Annotated in this window: 17 protein-coding genes; 14 read left to right on the top strand and 3 right to left on the bottom strand. The window is 66.3% G+C overall.

Annotated features, from left to right (window positions below):
* Window positions 1-8: 8 nt before the first annotated feature.
* The 7 genes from NIBR502770_RS08915 to metE all read left to right on the top strand — a co-directional run bounded on the left by NIBR502770_RS08915 (window position 9) and on the right by metE (window position 8,765).
* Complete coding sequence (locus NIBR502770_RS08915; RefSeq protein ID WP_141181710.1) at window positions 9-1,016, top strand: MoxR family ATPase; 1,008 nt, start codon at window positions 9-11, stop codon at window positions 1,014-1,016.
* A gap of 6 nt (window positions 1,017-1,022) precedes the next feature.
* Window positions 1,023-1,925: a DUF58 domain-containing protein gene (locus NIBR502770_RS08910; protein ID WP_141181709.1), complete on the top strand. Its 903-nt coding sequence runs from the start codon at window positions 1,023-1,025 to the stop codon at window positions 1,923-1,925.
* Window positions 1,915-2,391, top strand: coding sequence for a hypothetical protein (locus NIBR502770_RS08905; protein ID WP_141181708.1), 477 nt, complete (start codon window positions 1,915-1,917; stop codon window positions 2,389-2,391). Before NIBR502770_RS08910 ends, NIBR502770_RS08905 begins: the two co-directional genes overlap by 11 nt.
* Window positions 2,382-4,349 carry a VWA domain-containing protein gene (locus tag NIBR502770_RS08900; protein ID WP_141181707.1) on the top strand — a complete coding sequence of 656 codons (1,968 nt, stop codon included), beginning with the start codon at window positions 2,382-2,384 and terminating at the stop codon, window positions 4,347-4,349. Before NIBR502770_RS08905 ends, NIBR502770_RS08900 begins: the two co-directional genes overlap by 10 nt.
* Window positions 4,346-5,062 (top strand): hypothetical protein, encoded by a 717-nt coding sequence (locus NIBR502770_RS08895; protein ID WP_141181706.1) that lies wholly within the window; start codon window positions 4,346-4,348, stop codon window positions 5,060-5,062. Before NIBR502770_RS08900 ends, NIBR502770_RS08895 begins: the two co-directional genes overlap by 4 nt.
* A 326-nt stretch (window positions 5,063-5,388) precedes the next feature.
* The gene (locus NIBR502770_RS08890) at window positions 5,389-6,354 is read left to right on the top strand and encodes a methylenetetrahydrofolate reductase (protein ID WP_141160247.1); all 966 of its coding nucleotides are present in this window, start codon (window positions 5,389-5,391) and stop codon (window positions 6,352-6,354) included.
* Between the two features lie 80 nt (window positions 6,355-6,434).
* Complete coding sequence (gene metE / locus NIBR502770_RS08885) at window positions 6,435-8,765, top strand: 5-methyltetrahydropteroyltriglutamate--homocysteine S-methyltransferase (RefSeq protein WP_141181705.1); 2,331 nt, start codon at window positions 6,435-6,437, stop codon at window positions 8,763-8,765.
* 22 nt (window positions 8,766-8,787) lie between these two features.
* On the opposite strand, the gene NIBR502770_RS08880 is transcribed toward metE, so the two are convergent.
* The 3 genes from NIBR502770_RS08880 to NIBR502770_RS08870 all read right to left on the bottom strand — a co-directional run bounded on the left by NIBR502770_RS08880 (window position 8,788) and on the right by NIBR502770_RS08870 (window position 11,035).
* Entirely contained in the window at window positions 8,788-9,501 is a 714-nt protein-coding gene (locus tag NIBR502770_RS08880) for a DUF4386 family protein (protein WP_168223145.1), read from the bottom strand.
* Window positions 9,502-9,565: 64 nt separating this feature from the next.
* A complete protein-coding gene (locus NIBR502770_RS08875) occupies window positions 9,566-10,072 on the bottom strand; it encodes a DUF2004 domain-containing protein (RefSeq protein ID WP_141160250.1) in 507 nt (168 codons plus the stop codon).
* A gap of 45 nt (window positions 10,073-10,117) precedes the next feature.
* Window positions 10,118-11,035 (bottom strand): LysR family transcriptional regulator, encoded by a 918-nt coding sequence (locus NIBR502770_RS08870; RefSeq protein WP_141160251.1) that lies wholly within the window; start codon window positions 11,033-11,035, stop codon window positions 10,118-10,120.
* A gap of 95 nt (window positions 11,036-11,130) precedes the next feature.
* On the opposite strand from NIBR502770_RS08870, the gene NIBR502770_RS08865 reads away from it, so the two are divergent.
* The 7 genes from NIBR502770_RS08865 (at window position 11,131) to nrdE (ending at window position 18,503) form a co-directional block, all read left to right on the top strand.
* A complete protein-coding gene (locus tag NIBR502770_RS08865; protein ID WP_141181703.1) occupies window positions 11,131-12,528 on the top strand; it encodes an NAD(P)/FAD-dependent oxidoreductase in 1,398 nt (465 codons plus the stop codon).
* A complete protein-coding gene (locus NIBR502770_RS08860; RefSeq protein ID WP_141181702.1) occupies window positions 12,525-13,256 on the top strand; it encodes a DUF1365 domain-containing protein in 732 nt (243 codons plus the stop codon). The genes NIBR502770_RS08865 and NIBR502770_RS08860 overlap by 4 nt, the downstream gene beginning before the upstream one ends.
* Entirely contained in the window at window positions 13,253-14,629 is a 1,377-nt protein-coding gene (locus NIBR502770_RS08855) for a class I SAM-dependent methyltransferase (protein WP_210418932.1), read from the top strand. Before NIBR502770_RS08860 ends, NIBR502770_RS08855 begins: the two co-directional genes overlap by 4 nt.
* Before the next feature lie 35 nt (window positions 14,630-14,664).
* Window positions 14,665-15,183: a TspO/MBR family protein gene (locus NIBR502770_RS08850; protein WP_141160254.1), complete on the top strand. Its 519-nt coding sequence runs from the start codon at window positions 14,665-14,667 to the stop codon at window positions 15,181-15,183.
* 359 nt (window positions 15,184-15,542) lie between these two features.
* Entirely contained in the window at window positions 15,543-15,788 is a 246-nt protein-coding gene (gene nrdH / locus NIBR502770_RS08845; RefSeq protein ID WP_013601222.1) for a glutaredoxin-like protein NrdH, read from the top strand.
* Window positions 15,789-15,891: 103 nt separating this feature from the next.
* Window positions 15,892-16,362: a class Ib ribonucleoside-diphosphate reductase assembly flavoprotein NrdI gene (nrdI, locus tag NIBR502770_RS08840; RefSeq protein ID WP_141161562.1), complete on the top strand. Its 471-nt coding sequence runs from the start codon at window positions 15,892-15,894 to the stop codon at window positions 16,360-16,362.
* A gap of 20 nt (window positions 16,363-16,382) precedes the next feature.
* Entirely contained in the window at window positions 16,383-18,503 is a 2,121-nt protein-coding gene (gene nrdE / locus NIBR502770_RS08835; RefSeq protein ID WP_141181701.1) for a class 1b ribonucleoside-diphosphate reductase subunit alpha, read from the top strand.
* The last annotated feature ends 37 nt before the right edge of the window (window positions 18,504-18,540 follow it).

Below are 18,540 nucleotides of genomic sequence, written 5' to 3'. Positions count from 1 at the left end.
GGAATCCAGTGCTTTCGACCAGCGTGCCCGCACGAATCCAACCCGCGGAGCTGGCCAGGGCGCAGCAGGTGGCCGCCAACATTTCGCGAAGTTTCGATGCCAAGGTGGTGGGGCAGTCCCGGCTGCGGGAATCGCTGCTGGTGGGCCTGCTGACCGGTGGACACATCCTGCTGGAGAGCGTCCCGGGGCTGGCGAAGACCACCGCCGCGCAGGCCCTTGCCGCCGCCGTCAGCGGTGAATTCCGCCGGATCCAGTGCACCCCGGACCTGTTGCCCAGCGACATCGTGGGAACCCAGATCTACGACGCCGCCAAGGGAAGCTTCCACACCCAGCTCGGACCGGTCCACGCCAACATTGTGCTGCTGGACGAGATCAACCGCTCCAGCGCCAAGACCCAGAGCGCAATGCTCGAGGCGATGCAGGAACGCCAGACGTCCATCGGCGGGCAGGACTACCGGCTGCCCTCGCCATTCCTTGTCCTGGCCACCCAGAACCCCATCGAGCAGGAGGGTACCTACCAGCTGCCAGAAGCGCAGATGGACCGGTTTATGCTCAAGGACGTCCTGGATTACCCCAGCCCGGCCGAAGAGGTCGAGATCATCCGCAGGATCGACGCCGGCGTCTACACCCCGGAGCAGAAGCCCGCCGCTGCCGCCTCCCTGGACGCCGTCACCGGGATCCAGCAACTGGCTGCCCGCATCTACATCGATCCGGCGGTGATCAACTACATCGTGGGGTTGGTGTACGTGACCCGGAATGCGTCCGCGTACATTGATGCGAAACTTGCCGGGTTCATCGAGTTTGGCGCCAGCCCCCGGGCCAGCATTGCCTTCAGCCAGGCAGCCCGGGCGGTGGCCCTGCTGAACGGCAGGGACCACGTTATCCCCGAGGACGTCAGGTCGCTGGCCCACCGGGTGCTCCGGCACCGGCTCATCCTGAACTTTGACGCGGTGGCCGAGCAGGTTCCCGTGGAATCGGTGATCGACGCCATCGTCGCCGCCGTCCAGACTCCCTGACCCCGCATGGCCACCCTCCTCCAGCGCGTGAAATCGAAGGTTGCCATCTTCGCGCACCGCAAAGCCCGCGGCATGCTCGACGGCGAATACGGTTCCGTGTTCAGGGGCCGCAGCCTGGACTTCGACGACCTGCGCGCCTACGTCCCCGGTGACGAAGTCCGCGACATTGACTGGAAAGCGTCGGCGCGCCACGGCTCGCCCTTGATCCGGCGTTACGTGGCCGTCCGCAGGCAGACAGTCCTCCTGGTCACCGATACCGGACGCAACATGGCGGCGGAGGCGCGGTCCGGGGAAGCGAAGAAGGACATTGCCGTGCTGTCCCTCGGCGTCCTGGGCTACCTGGCCCTCCGTCACGGCGACGTGGTGGGAATGGTGTGCGGTGACTCGGCCGCAACCCGGTCCTTCCCGGCGAAGGGCGGAGAGGCGCATCTCGAACGGCTGCTCCGGCACGTGGACTCACACACTGGCCTCGACGCGCCTGGCAGCAGCATCCGGGACCAGCTCGACTACATCGCACGGAACATCAGCGGACGGCACCTGCTGTTCGTCGTCGCGGATGAACTGGCTGCGGACGATGCCACCGGACGCCTCCTGCGCAGGCTGTGCGCCCAGCATGAGATCCTGTGGCTGACGGTCAGGGATGCGGAACTGGTTCCTCCACCCCTGGCCGACGCAAGGTTACAGCGGAGCGGCGACTCCTACAGCGTGGCAGATTCCTCCCTCCTGGCCTGGCAGCCGGCCACGTCCTCCGTGGTAGCGGCGGCCTACGCCGCAGCCGCTAAGGACCGTGACGCGGCCCGCAAAGCCATGCTGCAATCGGCCGGAATCACCGAAGGTGAGGTGGCCGGCAGCGGGGATGTCATCGCCGGCTTGTTTGCCCTCCTGGAGAGGCACCGGCGTGCAGGCTGACCCTGGGTTCTACGGCCCGCTGCAGTACAGCACGGCCTGGATGTGGTGCGGCGCGGCAGTCCTGGCCCTGGTGGCGGGGTGGTACGTCTTCGTGTTTGCCACCACGCGTCCTCCTGTGCGCTCCACGGCCGGCCGGGCCCGCTCCCGGTCCGCCTTGACGGACCTGCCCGGGCTGAAGGCGGCGTACCTGCAGCGGATCCGCGATGTGGAACAGGAGGCGGCGGCGGGAAACCTTGACGCACGCGCAGCGCACCAGCAGGTCAGCCTCCTGCTGCGCGGGTTCGTGCGGGACGCAACGGGAGTCGATGCCACCAGGATGACGCACCAGGACCTGGCCCGGCACCCGCTCCCGGCTGCGGCACACGTCATCGAGGCCCTCTATCCCGCCGAATTCGGCCCCGGACCGCTGCCCTCCGTGGCTGCCTCGGCAGCAAAAGCTTCCGAGGCGGTGCGCGCATGGAACTGATCTTCTGGTGGCTGCTGCCGCTCGCCGCTGTGGCCGCCGGTGCGGCGGCCTGGGTTGCGCTGCGCGGGCGCGGGGGCTCCAACGTACGGCGCCGGCCCGTGGCGCACGCCGACAGGCTCACCGCCCTCCCGGAATACCAGGCAGCCCTCCGGCGGCACCGCCGCTGGCTGGCCGCTGCCGCGACCGCCTGCACGGTGCTGCTGGCCGCCACGGCCGTTGCGGCAGCGCGGCCGGCGGACGTGACCACCATCCGCCCTGAGCAGCACAACCGCGACGTCATGCTCTGCCTGGACGCCTCCGGCTCCATGAGCGGTGCCGACGCTGCGGTCGCGGAGGTCTTCGCCGGCCTGGCGAAGAGCTTCCGCGGCGAGCGGATCGGCCTGACCATCTTCGACAGCAGCGCCATCCAGGTGTTTCCGCTGACCGATGACTATGCCTACGCCCAGGAGCAGCTGCAGGCTGCCAAGGACGCCTTTGACGGCAAACCAGGCAGCTCCGGATTCCTGGACGGCACCTGGAGCAGCAGGGGATCCTCGCTTATCGGGGATGGCCTGGCCTCCTGCCTCAACAGCTTCCCGGGAGCCACCGGCGGACCCTCCGGTGAGGACGGGAACGCGGCAGGCGGCGGCAGTATGCCCACGCGTTCGCGGTCTGTGGTGCTGGCGACGGACAACTTCCTTTCGGGCAAGCCGATCATGACCTTGGAGCAGGCTGCCCAGCTGGCGAAGGAGCGGTCGGTGCATGTCTACGCTCTTAATCCGGGCGATCTGGACTACGGCGGCGATTCCGACCAACCCGGTGCCCGGCTGCGCGCCGCTGCTTTGTCTACCGGCGGTTCGTACTACTCCCTTGGCAGTCCCGATGCTGTGCCGGAAATTGTCACCGCCGTGGAGCAGACCGAAAGGGCGGCGATCCAGGGAGCACCGCGGGCAGTGTTTTCCGAAGTGCCGGGCCTGCCGCTGGCCGTTGCGCTGCTGTCCGGGCTCGTACTGTCCGCGGTCCTGTGGCACCTGCAGCGGACACCGCTGCGCAGCCGCGTGGCGGTGCGGCGGGGCGGGATTGTCCTGCTGGTCCTGGTGGCAGCCCTCCGGCCCGCCATGCCCGGCGGTTCGGTGCAGGCCGCCACCGCCGACCTGAACGTGTTCTTCGTGGTGGACACCACCACCAGCATGGTGGCCGAGGACTACGGCAACAGGTCCCCGCGGCTGGACGGCGTCCGCGGGGACATCATGGCCATCGCCGAACAGTTGCCGGGAGCCCGCTTCTCCGTCATCACCTTCGACACCACGGCGCATGTCCGGATGCCGCTCAGCACCGACACCCTGGCGCTGGAAACCATTACGGACGTCATGGAACCCCAGGTGACCGCCTACGCCAGGGGCAGCAGCATCACCGCGGCCAGGCAGGTCCTTTCCGAACGGCTGGCCGCTGCCCGGGACAGCCGGCCGGACCGGCCCCGGCTGGTGTACTACCTGGGGGACGGTGAACAGACCAGCGGCAAGGAGCCGGAGGCCATGAAGGTCGACGGCGGGCTGGTGGCCGGGGGCGCGGTGCTGGGGTACGGCACCTCCGGCGGCGGCCGGATGAAAGCGAACACCGGCCAGGCTTCCGACGGCGGCGGCAGCGGTGCCCCGGCGAACTACGTGCAGGACACCCGGCCCGGCAGCTCCGGGGACGCGCTGTCCGTCATCGACGAAGGGCGGCTGCGGACCGTCGCTTCCCAGCTGGGCGTGCCCTACCTCCACCGTTCTGCCGGCGATCCTGTGGCAGCCATGATGGAACGGGCCCACCCCGGCAGGGCCGAACGAACGGTCCAGGACGGATCGGTGGGAGCTGCCAGCGAGCTCTACTGGGCCTTGTCCATCGGCGCCTTCCTGCTGGCCCTGCCGGAAGCGGTGGGCATCATCCGTCAACTCCAGGGGCTCCGTCCCGCGTCCCGCAATGGGGGCAAACGGTGACGGCCAACATCCGCAGGCGCCGCCTGCTGCTGTGGTCCGCCCTGCCGGTGCTCCTGGCGCTGTGTGTCGCCGCCAAGCTCCTCAGCCTGGGCGTCCTCGCCCGTCAGGCCGCCACCGGTTTCGTCGCCGAAAACACGTCCGCGGTGGGCAGTGCGGCCGGCGGCCTTGGAATAGCCAACCTGGTGGAGCCGCACAAGGCCCCGTTTGCCGCCGGCGATGCTGCCGTGCTGTCGGGTGACCACCGGAGTGCCCGGACCTTGTTCGAACAGTCGCTGGCGATGGTCCCGGACGGATCCGGTGACGAATGCCCGGTGCGCGTGAACCTCGTCCTGGTGATTGAACGTTTGGGTGACCAGCGCCTCCAGGCCGGGGACCCGGCGTCGGCCGTTCAACTGTTCACGCAGGGGCTGGACGTTGCCGGGCAGGCGCCGGAAAGCTGCCGGTCCAACGACGCGGATGGTGGAGCGGGCGGCCGGTTGTCGGACGCTGAAGGCCGGCTGGAAGACAAACTGGGGGCCGCCGGACAAAAAGCGGCGCAGGAACCTGCGCCGGCGGGGGAGCCGTCCCCGGACCCGTCCGGTGACAACCGGCAGGGTCAGCTGGACCAATTGCAGGACAGTGCCCGGCAAGCGGAACGGGAGCGGAACAGCGGGCGCGAACGGGAAGAATACCTGGACGGCGGGGACGCCACCGCCCCGGAGCGACCGTGGTAGGGCGCCCATTCACGAACATTATTCTGTTGTCGCAAGAAACAACCCGTAAAACTGCGTCTTAATTCGGTACCGACTTGTCCCCGGCCCGCCGGGCCCCTTAGAGTCTTAGACAAGTTACCGCGGTAACGTGTCAGCGATCCTCCGCTCCGGAGGGTGTGGGTGCCCCCATGTGGGCCTGACATTTGCTCACGGACTACTTCATTCCAGGCGTAACAGTCGCGGCTGCGTCCTCGTGGAGTCCCTCCGTGTTCCCAAACTCAAATTCATTGCCGGTTGTCCGCCCCTTTGGGCAGGCAGCCCCAATGGCCCAAAAGCCAAGGACGCAAATGTCACCACCGAGCCTTATTGACGCACATCCCCAGTTATCCGAGACCGCCCCGGTGGCTCTCTCCTATGAGCTGTTCCCGCCGCGTTCGCCCGCGGCGGCGGAGACCCTCTGGACCACAATCCGGGAGTTGGAGACTACTGAGCCCGACTACGTCTCCGTCACCTACGGCGCCAGCGGATCGAACCGGGACACCGCCCTCGAGCTCATTAACCGGCTCCTGGTCGAAACTACGCTGCGGCCATTGGCCCACCTGACCTGCGTGGGCAACACCCCCCAGGAACTCGCTGCGATCATCGGCGACCTACTGGACATCGGGGTGCGTGGCATCCTCGCCCTGCGCGGCGACCTCCCCCAGGACGGCGCCCCGCCGGCGGCCGGGTCCCTGCGGTACGCCCAGGACCTCATCGACCTCATCCGCCGGGTGGAGCAGCGCCGTTCGGCCCTGCTCTGTGCCGGGAAGATCGCTGTTGGCGTGGCGGCCTACCCCACCCGCCACCCGGAGTCACCCAGCGAAGACCACGACGTCGAAGTGCTGCTCGCCAAGCAGCGTTCCGGCGCCGATTTCGCCATTACCCAGGTGTTCTTCGAAGCCTCGCAGTACGAGGACCTGCTCACCCGGGCCCGCCGTGCCGGCGTGACCATTCCCATCATTCCCGGCGTCATGCCGTTCACCAGCCTCCGCCGCCTCAAGCGGCTGGGGGAGTTGGCGGGAGTGGAACCGGCACCCAGGCTGATGGATCGCCTCGCGGCTGCCGATAACGACATTGAACGGCTCCACATCGGCGTCGACGCCACCGTCGACCTGGCCAATGCCGCCCTCGACGCCGGAGCCCCCGGACTCCACCTCTACACCTTCAACGAGCACCAAAGCGCGCTGGAAGTCCTGGACAAGCTGGCCCTGCCGCGGCATAACCGCAGCAGCCACGCCCGCGCCGCCGCTGCCCGGACCCAGCTGGCCAGCTGAACGCCGGCCCGGCACCCTCCACGCTTCACCGCGCTGACCCACGCCCTTTTTGACCTACCTCCGACCTGAGGACCTTTGCCATGCCTGAAAACAACACGCCCTTCCCGTCCGCCTCACTCCTCGGCTACCCGAGGATCGGCCGCCGCCGCGAACTCAAGAAGGCCGTCGAAGCCTACTGGGCCGGCCGAATCGACGCCGCCGCACTGGACGCGGCCGCCAAGGACATCCAGCTGTCCACCGCCAGGCGCCTCCATGACCTGGGACTGACCGAGGCCGCAGCCGTCCCCGGCACGTTCTCCTACTACGACCAGGTCCTGGATACCACCGCCCACCTGGGTGCCGTACCCGCACGCTTCGGCAGGCTCCTCAACGCCGCCGGGCAGCTGGACATCGACGGCTACTTCACCCTGGCCCGCGGCACCAAGGACCAGCAGCCGCTGGAAATGACCAAGTGGTTCGACACCAACTACCACTACCTGGTCCCTGAGATCGGCCCCGAAACCGAATTCACCCTGGCCTCCACCGCCAAGGTCGACGAGTTCGCCTTCGCACTGGCCAACGGCATCGAAACCCGCCCGTATATCGTCGGCCCGGTTACCTACCTGCTCCTGTCCAAGGCCTCCGACGACGCCCCGGCGGGCTTCGCGCCGCTGTCCCGCCTCGAGGACGTCCTGCCGGTGTACGTCCAGCTGCTCGAAAAGCTGGCCGCCGCCGGCGCCGGCTGGGTGCAGCTCGACGAACCCGCACTGGTGGTCGACCAGGACACCCCCGCTGCAGAGGTCGAAGCAGCGGTTGCCCGCGCCTACGACATCCTCACCGCGGCGGCCAACCGCCCGCAGATCCTCGTCTCCACCCCCTACGGGTCCCTCGGCGGCCAGCTGGGGACGCTTGCCGCCACTAACATCGACGCCTTGCACATCGACGTCTTCAAGGGCGCTGTTCCCTCCGCCGCAGCACTGGCGGGCCTGGGCAGCAAGACCCTGGTTGCCGGCGTCGTGGACGGCCACAACATCTGGCGCAACGACCTCGCCGCCTCCGCCGCGAAACTCGATGGGCTGAGGGCCGCCGCAGGCAAGGTGGCAGTCTCCACGTCCACCTCAACCCAGCACGTCCCGCATGACGTTGACGAGGAGACCCGGCTGCCCGCGCAGCTCCGCAGCTGGCTTGCGTTCGCGGACCAGAAAGCCGCGGAGGTCACCACCCTGGCCTCCTACCTGGCAGACCCCGCCTCCGCCAAAGCCGCCATCGACCAGGCAGCCGCCGTGATCGCCTCGCGTGCCACCACAGAAGGCGTCCACCGCGCGGACGTCCGGGCCCGCACCGAAGCCCTGACCGCTGCGGACTTCACCCGGTCCGACTACGCGGTGCGCGAAGCGGCCCAGGAGGAGGCGCTGCACCTGCCGCCGCTGCCCACCACCACCATCGGCTCCTTCCCGCAGACGTCAGAGATCCGCTCCGCCCGCGCGCGCAACACCAAGGGCGAGCTGAGTGATGAACAGTACGAGCAGCTCATGAAGGACGAGATCAAGCGCGTGGTGGACCTGCAGGAAGAGCTGGGCTACGACGTCCTGGTGCACGGTGAGCCCGAGCGCAACGACATGGTGCAGTACTTCGCCGAAAACCTGGAAGGCTTCGACGTCACCGTCCACGGCTGGGTCCAGTCCTACGGTTCACGCTGCACCCGGCCCTCCATCCTCTGGGGAGATGTCACCCGCAGTGCCCCCATAACCGTCAAGTGGGCGGAGTACGCGCAGTCCCTGACCAGCAAGCCGATGAAGGGCATGCTCACCGGCCCGGTCACCATCCTGGCCTGGTCCTTCGTCCGCGACGACCAGCCGCTGGGCGAAACCGCCAACCAGGTGGGACTGGCGCTGCGGGACGAGATTGCCGACCTCGAAGCCGCCGGCATCAAGGTCATCCAGGTGGACGAGCCGGCCCTGCGCGAACTGCTGCCGCTGCGCAAGGCCGACCAGGCCGACTACCTGAAGTGGTCCGTCGGCTCATTCCGCCTGGCCACGGCCGGTGCCGCCGATTCCACCCAGATCCACACCCACCTCTGCTACTCCGAGTTCGGCGTGATCATCGACGCGATCGACGGCCTGGACGCCGACGTGACCTCCATCGAGGCCGCCCGTTCCCGCATGGAGGTGGTCCACGACCTCGAGGCCCACGGCTTTGGCCGCGGGGTTGGCCCGGGCGTCTACGACATCCACTCCCCGCGCGTTCCCGGCGAGCAGGAAGTCACGGAGCTGCTCAGCACCGCCGTCCGGCATGTCCCGTCCCGCCAGCTCTGGGTCAACCCTGACTGCGGGCTGAAGACCCGCGGCTACGCCGAGACTGAAGAGTCCTTGCGGAACCTGGTCAAGGCCACGCAGACGGTGCGCGCCGGCCTGCTGGAAACGGCGAAGTAAGGCAACGCTCGACGGCGGCGGGTCACCTTGGGTGGGCCGCCGCCGTCGTGGTGTCCTTCATCCGCACGGCGGTGATGAACAGCCATACACTCGCGGCGACGATCGCCACGATAGCAACCAAAGTTGGCACCGAGTTGGCACCCGAGAACCCTGTTTCGCCGATGATCCACCCCTGCGCCAAATAGCCCATTCCGGACAGCGCCATCAGTAATCCGATGATCCGGGGAACACGGTGCATGGCCACCACAACAACGCCCAGCAGTACCAGCGCGGCTCCCAGCAGGAAGCTGTGGTAGCTGCGCATTCCCCACTCCAGCCAGCGGATGCCTTCGGCCGTGGCGAACCGGGCTGCCTTTTCGGGTTCCGGAGCTGCGGCCCATGCATCCACCGCTTGCTTCAGGGCCACGCCGTCCACTGCCTGCAGGGCGGCATAGAGTGCCAGGGCGGCAGCGGCGGCAAGGGCACCAAACCGGGCAATCCAGGTCATGGCGTGGCGCTGCGCGCCACTTGCTGACCACAGGGAAACGAGTCCAGCGCACACCAACGCCATCCCCAGGAACTGGCCCAGATGCACGGCGGTCCAGATGCCGCTGTTGGCGTATGCAGTGAAGGAGGCCACGTGGTCGTTGGCGTCGTGGGACTCAGCGTGGAACACGCCGGCGAATATCGATGCCAGCACGCCGGCGAGTATCAGCGACGCAGCGAGCCGCCACGTACCGGTTCTGATCTCTTGCATAACACCTATGCTGGGACCGGCAGCGCGGCAGCACCAGGGTCAAACGCCCCGGAGATTGTCCCCTTCAGGACTCCCAGACGATTTCGTCGTCCACCACGCCGTCCTGGTCAGCGGATGCCACCAGGATCTCATCGGTGAAGTGCTCCCCGAGGGTGAAGTCCAGGACGAAGTAGCGTTCCGGCTGCCCGGGGTAGATGGCTACATGCCCCAGCTTCAGGGCTTTGAGGAACACCTCGTTGGTGAGCTGGCTCCGGTCCTGGACGCCGAAGACCTTATGCAGTTGTTCGTCCTTGAGCGCGTTGCAGTGGAAGTGCAGGTATTCCTGCGGACTGGTGCCGTCCTGCTCCAGCTCCTCGGCGATCATTCCCCGGACCTCGTCCACCAGTTCGGGCAGGAAGCGGAGCCGGTATTCGACCTTGCGCAGTGCGGCTTCATCGAAGTGGTCGTGGGCGTTGATTTTCAGGTCGAGTTCCAGCGGATGGCCGCGCAGCTCATGTTTGGCGGCGAAGAGATGATCCATGCCGTGGTTGAGCTCAATCTCCCCAAAGTGCTGGCTCGCTACCTTGTTCATAGTCTCAACATAGACCCGAAGGGCAGACCATTCCAGCGTTCGCGCCTAATTCACCGCGGTGCGCATCCCGGCGAGAGTCTCGGCCAGCAGGTCTACGAAGAGCTGCACCCTGGCGGTTTTCCGGTCATTGATCAGCAGCGCAAAGACGTTCCGGGCCAGCCGGATTTCCGGCACGTCCAGCACCACCACGCCGGCGGGTTTGTTCCGGAGCGCCAGTTCGGGAACCAGGGCGGCGCCCAGGCCGGCGGCTGCCATCTCCAGGCTGGCGTGGAAGTCATCGCTGTGCGCCACCACCCGGGGGTGCAGGTTGCAGCCGGCAAACAGCCGCTCGATCACCATGGCGTCGCTGGTGCCCGGATGATGCATGATCCAGGGCATCTCCGACAGGTGGTCGGCCGCGACCTTCGCATCGGCCCGGAAGCCCCACCCGGCGGGCAGGACCACCCGGAAATCATCGTCGCCGATCCATTGCCGGTTGATCGTGTTGGGCCACGCGAAGCCGGTCTGGCCCACCTGGAACACCACCGCCAGGTCCAGGTCGCCACCGGTGCGCAGCCCCTGGATGGTCTGGCCCGGTTCCGCGACGGAGACCCGCAGGTCGATCCCCAGCCTCTTCCACGCCGGATTCTTCAGGATCCGCGGCAGGACATACGTGGCCAGGCTGGGGAAGATGCCCAGCCGCAGTTCCTGGCTCCCGGTGTCCTGCGTCCGTGAGGCGGCGGCCATCAGCGCTTCGATGTCCGTGAGCACCTTGGCGGCGTGCCGGGTCATGACGACGGCGGCTTCCGTAGGGATCACGGCGCGCGCCGACCGCTGGAAGAGGGTGACGCCCGTTTCCCGCTCCAGCGCGGACATCTGCTGCGAGACGGCAGAGGCCGTGTAGCCAAGCGTTGCGGCTGCCGCAGCGAACGAGCCCAGCCGCGTGACCTCCAGGAGGGTCTTCAGGTGCACGGGATTTACCACCAGTTCACAGTACTGCACCCATCCGCCGCCGCGACCGCGCCGAATAGCCCTCTGTATAACCAGAACAGCGGCAATGTTCAGCAGAGGAGCCTGAAGTGTCACTTGACCCAGCAGTAAGTGCAGGCGGCCGGCGGCGCGTCGCCGTGATCGGCAGCGGGGTGGCCGGATTGACCGCCGCCTACGTACTGAACAGGCAGGACGACGTCACCCTGTTCGAGGCCGATTCACGCCTGGGCGGCCATGCCCACACCCATGACATGCCCCAGGCCGACGGAAGCGTCATCGGCGTGGATACCGGGTTTATCGTGCACAACGAACGGACGTATCCCACCCTGCTGCGGCTCTTCGCGGAACTTGGCGTCGAGACCCAGGATTCGGAGATGAGCATGTCCATCCGCTGCGACGGCTGCGGCCTGGAATACGCCGGCGCCCGCGACGGCGCCCGCGGCATCATTGCCAAGCCCTCCAGCCTGCTGCGCGGCCGCTACCTGCTGATGCTGCTTGAGGTCACCCGTTTCTACCGGAAGGCGAGGGAACTGCTCAGGACCGCGGCGCCGTCGGCCGTCAGCGGCGAAGTTGACGTCCCCGAACTGACGCTGGGGGAGTTCCTGGCGCGGGAAAAATTCAGCAGTTACTTCATTTCCCACTTCATGACCCCGGTGGTCAGCGCTGTCTGGTCATGCGATCCCACCACCGCACTCGCGTATCCGGCGCGCTACCTCTTCACGTTCCTCGGCCACCACGGGATGCTCGGCATCAAGGGCTCACCGCAGTGGCGCACCGTGACAGGCGGCTCGGCACGATACGTCGAAAAACTTGCCGCCACGCTCCCCGACGTGCGCCTCAACACTCCCGTCACCGCCATCCGGCGCCTGCCCGAGGGCGTGGAGCTCGCAACGGCAGGCGGGCTGGAAGACTTCGACGCAGTCGTGATCGCCACCCATCCTGCCCAGGCACTCGGCTTCCTGGCCGATGCCACCCCGGAGGAGAAGGAGGCGCTGGGTGGGATGCCATACTCGGTGAACCACACCGTGTTCCACCAGGACCCCGCTGTCCTGCCGGCGGCGGACAACGCCAAGGCGTCCTGGAACTACCGGCTTCCGGCGTGCGACGCCCGCCCGGACAAGGTCCTGGTGAGCTACGACCTCACACGGCTGCAGCGGCTCGAGCCCGTGGACGGGAGGCCCTACCTGGTGAGCCTGGGCGAGTCCGAACTCATCTCCGACAGCGCCGTGCTGGAACGGATGGTGTACGAACACCCGCAGTACACCCCTGAATCCCTGAAGGCCCAGCAGGCCATCGCCGCGCTGAGCGACGGCAGGATCGCGTACGCCGGGGCGTTCCTTGGCTGGGGCTTCCACGAGGACGGCGCCCTCTCCGGGGTGCGGGCTGCTGAGAAGCTGGGCCGCACCTGGCCCGTGGCCCGCGCCGCCGATTCCGCGGACTCCACCGGCGAGGGGGAGCGGGAACTGCTGTCCGCAGAACCGGTGTGACCATGGACGCCTCGATCTACCGCACCTCCATTTCCCATGTGCGGCGCACCCCGTTGAAGAATGCCTTCACTTACCGGAGCTACAGCTGGTTCGTGGACGTGGACCACCTTCCGCGGCTTCCCCTCCTGCTCCGGCCCCTGGCGGTGTTCCGGGCCGGTGACCACCTGGGCGATCCGGACGCGGACATCCGCTCCAACGTGGAGCGGTTCCTGCGGACCCAGGGCATAGAGCCCGACGGCGGCGCCATCCACATGCTGACCAGCGCCAGGGTTTTTGGGTACGTCTTCAATCCGCTCACCCTGTTCTGGTGCTACCGCCCCAGCGGGGAACTCCAGTGCGTGGTGGCCGAGGTCCACAACACTTACGGGGAGCGGCATTGCTATTTGCTGCGGACCGATCCCGGCGGCCGCGCCTCGGTGCCGAAGGCGTTCTATGTGTCCCCGTTCAATGACGTCGACGGGCAGTACAGGATGAAAGTCCCAGCGCCCGGGGACAGGCTCGCGGTGTCCATCATCCTGGAGCGCGAAGGGCACCGTCCCTTCGTGGCCACCATGGACGGCAGGCGCCGGGCCGCCACCGTCCCCAACATCCTTGTGGCGGCACTGACAGTGCCTGCCGCGCCGCTGCTGGTATCCGCCCTGATCCGGGTCCAGGGCGTTAAACTCTGGGCAAGACGCCTGCCCGTCGTTGCCAGACCACATCACCCCTCACAGGAGGCAGTTCAATGACAATGACTGACGACAACGGAACTGCTTCAGCTTCCGCCGACAACAAGACCCACGGGCCGGCCGCCACCCACTCGCCCGCAGCCTGGACCGCCGGTGGTGTCCCCGCTGCGCCGGCCACCATCGATCCTGACCTGTGGCCCGGTGTTGCCCAGCCGCCGTCGGGCCTCAAGGCCGACGTGGCAGGGAAGGCTGCAGGCCTGATGTTCAAGGGCGCGGTCAGGCGGCTGCCGCTGCGCGTCGAATACCCTGACGGTTCGGTCCTGGGGATGGGCGGCCCGGACGCTCCCGTAATGACCATGGTGCGGCCCGCGGCATTCGAAGCCCGGATCGGCGACAACGGGCTGATCGGACTGGGCGAGTCCTTCATGGCCGGAGACTGGGAAGCCTCCGACCTGGCCGCGGTGCTGGAAGTCTTCGCCGCCTCCGTGGACACGCTCATCCCCGTGCCGCTGCAAAAGCTGCGCTCGCTGTACCTGCCGCGGACGCCCCGACAGGAGCGCAACGCCGAGCAGAACACCCGCAGCAACATTTCGCGGCACTACGACCTGTCCAACGATTTGTTTTCCAACTTCCTGGACTCCACCATGAGCTACTCGTCGGCGCTGTTTCCCGGCGGGGCCGGGCCGCTGTCCGAGGTGGCGTGGGATTCCCTGGCGGAGGCCCAGCAGGCCAAGATCGACCGGTTGCTGGACAAAGCCGGGGTGGGCGACGGTACCCGGCTGCTGGAAATTGGTACCGGCTGGGGCGAGCTTGCCCTGCGTGCCGCTGCCCGTGGTGCCACCGTCTACAGCGTCACGCTGTCCAGCGAGCAGCAGGCGCTGGCGCAGGAACGCATCGCGGCGGCCGGGTTCGCGGACCGCGTGACGGTGGCCCTGCAGGACTACCGTGCCGTGGAAGGGGAGTACGACGCCGTCGTGTCGGTCGAGATGATCGAGGCCGTGGGGTACGAGTACTGGCCCATCTACTTCCAGACGATCGACCGCGTCCTGGCCCCGGGCGGAAAGGTGGCCATCCAGGCGATCACCATGCCGCACGGGCGCATGCTCGCCACCCGCAACGCCTACACGTGGGTGCACAAATACATCTTCCCCGGCGGCTTCCTGCCGTCCGTCCGGGCCATCGAGGGCGTGACCCAGCAGCACACCACCCTGCGCGTGCGGGAGCGGATGGGCATGGGCGACCACTACGCAGCCACCCTGCGGCTGTGGGAGGAACGGTTCCTCGCCCGCTCCCGCGAGGTAGGGGACCTGGGCTTCGACGCCGTGTTCCAGCGGATGTGGCTGTTCTACCTCTGCTACTCGCGCGCCGGGTTCCAGTCCGGCTACCTGGACGTCCAGCAGATTGTGCTGGACCGCCGGGAGGCGCAGCTGTAGGTTTCACCGTGTATCCAGCGGGGACAGGAGGACGCATGAAACTAAAGACACTCGCATGGACCACCGCGGCGACGGTGGCCACCGCCGCGGCGGGCGGTGTTGCGACGGACCCCCGAAGTGGCTGGTACCTGAAGCTGCGCAAGCCGGACTGGCAGCCACCCGCAATTGCCTTTCCCGTGGTGTGGACGGCACTGTACGCGGACCTGGCCGTGACGTCCGCCGTGGCGTTGGACCGGGCTGCTGAACTGGACCGTGCCGACAGTCCGGGGCCGGTCAGGAACGACCACAGCCGGGAACTGCGCGCCTACCGTGGTGCGCTGGCCGCCAACCTGCTGCTCAACGCTTCATGGAGCTGGTTCTTCTGGCGCTCCCGCCGGCCGTGGCTGGCCGCTGCCGAGGCGGCGGTACTGGCGGCCAGCAGCGCGGACCTGGTGCGGCGGACGTACCGGTTGAACCGGGTTGCCGGAGCATCGCTGGCTCCGTACGCGGCATGGTGCAGTTTCGCCACTGTGTTGTCCACGGCCATCGCCCGGCTCAATCCCGCCAGCAGGTAGAAGCGAAGGAAATCCTCGGCTGAGGTGCTTGATCGAAGGGTCCCTCATCACTACGTCTAGTGATGAGGGACCCTTCTTCGGCGTCGGGGCAGGCAGCGCGACACGCCGGGAAATCACGACACGCGCACTGTGCAAAAGTGTGCAACCCCGTCCACAGGTTGTGGACCCAGCCCGCAAAAAACCCGGGATCACGGGCATTTTTCCGGTCCCCGCCTGTGGATTAACGGTGCATTAAATGACATACTTGTAATACATCATCTTGGGGTTCCAAAGAGGCGTCTGCACTACATGTAGTATCTACATACAGCTGGACGGGGACACCGGCCCAGCAAAAGAGTTCAACTAAGGGGACAGGGACAATGACCGTAACGGTATACACGAAGCCTGCTTGTGTTCAGTGCAACGCCACTTACCGCGCGCTCGACAAGAAGGGCATCACCTACCAGAGCGTTGACATCTCCCAGGACGCCGAGGCACTCGAGCGCCTGAAGGCACTGGGCTACATGCAGGCTCCCGTTGTGGTCACCGACCAGGACCACTGGTCCGGCTTCCGCCCCGACAAGATCGAGGAACTCGCGCTGTCGGCCGTTTCCTCCGTGGCCTAGGAGTTCCGCTTTTCCTGCCGGCAACCATCAACCAGCTGAGGTGACTCCCATGGCAGCACCAACAGCACAGCGAAGCGCTTCGCAACACCACGCGGCTCAGCGCGTGGAGGTGTCCCCGCCGGCCACTTCGCACCACCAGCCGGAGCAGGTTGTCACGGACAGCCAGCTCATCTACTTTTCCTCGGCATCCGAGAACACCAGCCGCTTCGTCGCGAAGCTTGGCCGTGAGATGGCCCGGATCCCGTTGTATCCAAAGGACGCACCCCTCCTCGCCACCCGGCCGTTCGTGCTGGTGGTGCCAACCTACGGCGGCACCGGGGGAGAGGGATCCGTTCCCAAGCAGGTCATCCGGTTCCTGAACAACCCGCAGAACAGGCAACTGCTCCGCGGCGTCATCGGCGCCGGCAATACAAACTTCGGGGAAAACTACTGCATGGCCGCGGACATCATCGCCGCCAAATGCCAGGTACCCCACCTCTATCGATTCGAACTCATGGGAACGCCGGAAGACGTCACCCGGGTCAACCAAGGATTGGACACGTTTTGGACACGACTGTCGCAGACACAGAAGTAACCAGGGCCCAGAAGCCTGAGATGCCGGCTGCCTACAAGGGCTTGGGTTATCACGAGCTGAACGCCATGCTGAACCTTTATGGTCCCAATGGCGAAATCCAGTTCGAGGCTGACCGCGAGGCCGCCCACCAGTACTTCCTGCAGCACGTTAACAACAACACCGTGTTCTTCCACGACCTGGAAGAGAAGCTCGATTACCTGGTGAAGAACCAGTACTACGAGCGCGAGACGCTGGACCAGTACACGATGAACTTCATCCGTGACCTGTTCAACCGTGCCTACAAGAAGAAGTTCCGCTTCGAGACCTTCCTGGGCGCCTTCAAGTTCTACACTTCGTACACGCTGAAGACGTTCGACGGCAAGCGCTTCCTTGAACGCTACGAGGACCGCGTCTGCATGGTGGCCCTGCACTTGGCGCGCGGCAACGAACAGCTGGCCATGCAGATGGTGGACGAGATCATCGACGGCCGTTTCCAGCCGGCCACCCCCACCTTCCTGAACGCCGGCAAGAAGCAGCGCGGCGAGCTGGTCTCCTGCTTCCTGCTCCGCATCGAAGACAACATGGAGTCGATCGGCCGCTCCATCAACTCCGCACTGCAGCTGTCCAAGCGCGGCGGCGGTGTGGCGTTCGCACTGACCAACATCCGCGAGGTGGGTGCGCCCATCAAGCAGATCGAGAACCAGTCCTCCGGCGTCATCCCCGTGATGAAGCTCCTCGAAGACAGCTTCTCCTACGCCAACCAGCTTGGTGCCCGCCAGGGTGCCGGTGCCGTGTACCTGCACGCGCACCACCCGGACATCTACCGGTTCCTGGACACCAAGCGCGAGAACGCGGACGAGAAGATCCGCATCAAGACCCTCTCCCTGGGCGTCGTCATCCCGGACATCACGTTTGAGCTGGCCAAGAAGGACGAGGACATGTACCTGTTCTCGCCGTACGACGTCGAACGCGTCTACGGCATGCCGTTCTCCGACGTCTCGGTCACCGAAAAGTACTACGAGATGGTGGACGATTCCCGGATCAAGAAGACCAAGATCAAGGCGCGCGAGTTCTTCCAGACCCTCGCCGAGATCCAGTTCGAGTCCGGCTACCCGTACATCATGTTCGAAGACACCGTGAACCGGGCCAACCCGATCGACGGCAAGATCATCATGTCCAACCTGTGCTCGGAGATCCTCCAGGTTTCCCAGCCCACCACGTACAACGATGACCTGTCCTACGCCGACACCGGCAAGGACATCTCCTGCAACCTGGGCTCGCTGAACATCGCCAAGACCATGGACTCGCCGGACTTCGGCCTGACCATCGAGACGGCCATCCGCTCGCTGTCCGCCGTCTCGGACATGTCCAACATCACCTCGGTGCCGTCCATCGCCAAGGGCAACGACCAGAGCCACGCGATTGGCCTGGGCCAGATGAACCTGCACGGCTACCTGGCGCGGGAGCGGGTCCACTACGGCTCCGAAGAGGGCCTGGACTTCACCAACATCTACTTCTACTCGGTGGTGTACCACGCGGTGCGCGCCTCCAACCTGCTGGCCATCGAAACCGGCCAAACGTTCGGCGGCTTCGAGAAGTCCAAGTACGCCTCGGGCGAGTTCTTCGACAAGTACACGGAGCAGGAATGGGTTCCGCAGACCGAAAAGGTCCGCGAGCTCTTCAAGAACGTTCACATCCCCACGCAGGCTGACTGGCGCGAGCTGAAGGCCTCCGTGATGGAGCACGGCATCTACAACCAGAACCTGCAGGCCGTTCCGCCCACCGGCTCGATCTCCTACATCAACAACTCCACCTCCTCGATCCACCCGGTGGCGTCCAAGATCGAGATCCGCAAGGAAGGCAAGCTGGGCCGCGTGTACTACCCGGCGCCGTACCTGACCAACGACAACCTGGAGTACTACCAGGATGCGTACGAGATCGGCTACGAGAAGGTCATCGACACCTACGCCGCCGCTACGCAGCACGTGGACCAGGGCTTGTCGCTGACGCTGTTCTTCAAGGACACCGCCACCACGCGCGACATCAACAAGGCCCAGATCTACGCCTGGAAGAAGGGCATCAAGACCATCTACTACATCCGTCTCCGCCAGCTCGCGCTGGAAGGGACCGAGGTTGAGGGCTGCGTCAGCTGCATGCTGTAGTTGCAGCTTCAACTAACTAGCCAAGTACGACGGCGGG

It is taken from the genome of Pseudarthrobacter sp. NIBRBAC000502770 (assembly GCF_006517815.1).
GTDB classification, from domain to species: Bacteria; Actinomycetota; Actinomycetes; order Actinomycetales; family Micrococcaceae; genus Arthrobacter; species Arthrobacter niigatensis.
This window is presented reverse-complemented; position numbering and strand designations above follow the sequence as displayed.

What these genes read in the sequence shown, in the direction of transcription:
- NIBR502770_RS08890 (WP_141160247.1), top strand. Translation starts at nt 5,389, where the DNA reads ATGTCACCACCGAGCCTTATTGACGCACATCCCCAGTTATCCGAGACC.
- NIBR502770_RS08875 (WP_141160250.1), bottom strand. Translation starts at nt 10,072, where the DNA reads ATGAACAAGGTAGCGAGCCAGCACTTTGGGGAGATTGAGCTCAACCAC.
- NIBR502770_RS08910 (WP_141181709.1), top strand. Translation starts at nt 1,023, where the DNA reads ATGGCCACCCTCCTCCAGCGCGTGAAATCGAAGGTTGCCATCTTCGCG.
- NIBR502770_RS08855 (WP_210418932.1), top strand. Translation starts at nt 13,253, where the DNA reads ATGACAATGACTGACGACAACGGAACTGCTTCAGCTTCCGCCGACAAC.
- nrdE (WP_141181701.1), top strand. Translation starts at nt 16,383, where the DNA reads ATGCCGGCTGCCTACAAGGGCTTGGGTTATCACGAGCTGAACGCCATG.
- NIBR502770_RS08850 (WP_141160254.1), top strand. Translation starts at nt 14,665, where the DNA reads ATGAAACTAAAGACACTCGCATGGACCACCGCGGCGACGGTGGCCACC.
- NIBR502770_RS08900 (WP_141181707.1), top strand. Translation starts at nt 2,382, where the DNA reads ATGGAACTGATCTTCTGGTGGCTGCTGCCGCTCGCCGCTGTGGCCGCC.
- metE (WP_141181705.1), top strand. Translation starts at nt 6,435, where the DNA reads ATGCCTGAAAACAACACGCCCTTCCCGTCCGCCTCACTCCTCGGCTAC.
- NIBR502770_RS08880 (WP_168223145.1), bottom strand. Translation starts at nt 9,501, where the DNA reads ATGCAAGAGATCAGAACCGGTACGTGGCGGCTCGCTGCGTCGCTGATA.
- nrdH (WP_013601222.1), top strand. Translation starts at nt 15,543, where the DNA reads ATGACCGTAACGGTATACACGAAGCCTGCTTGTGTTCAGTGCAACGCC.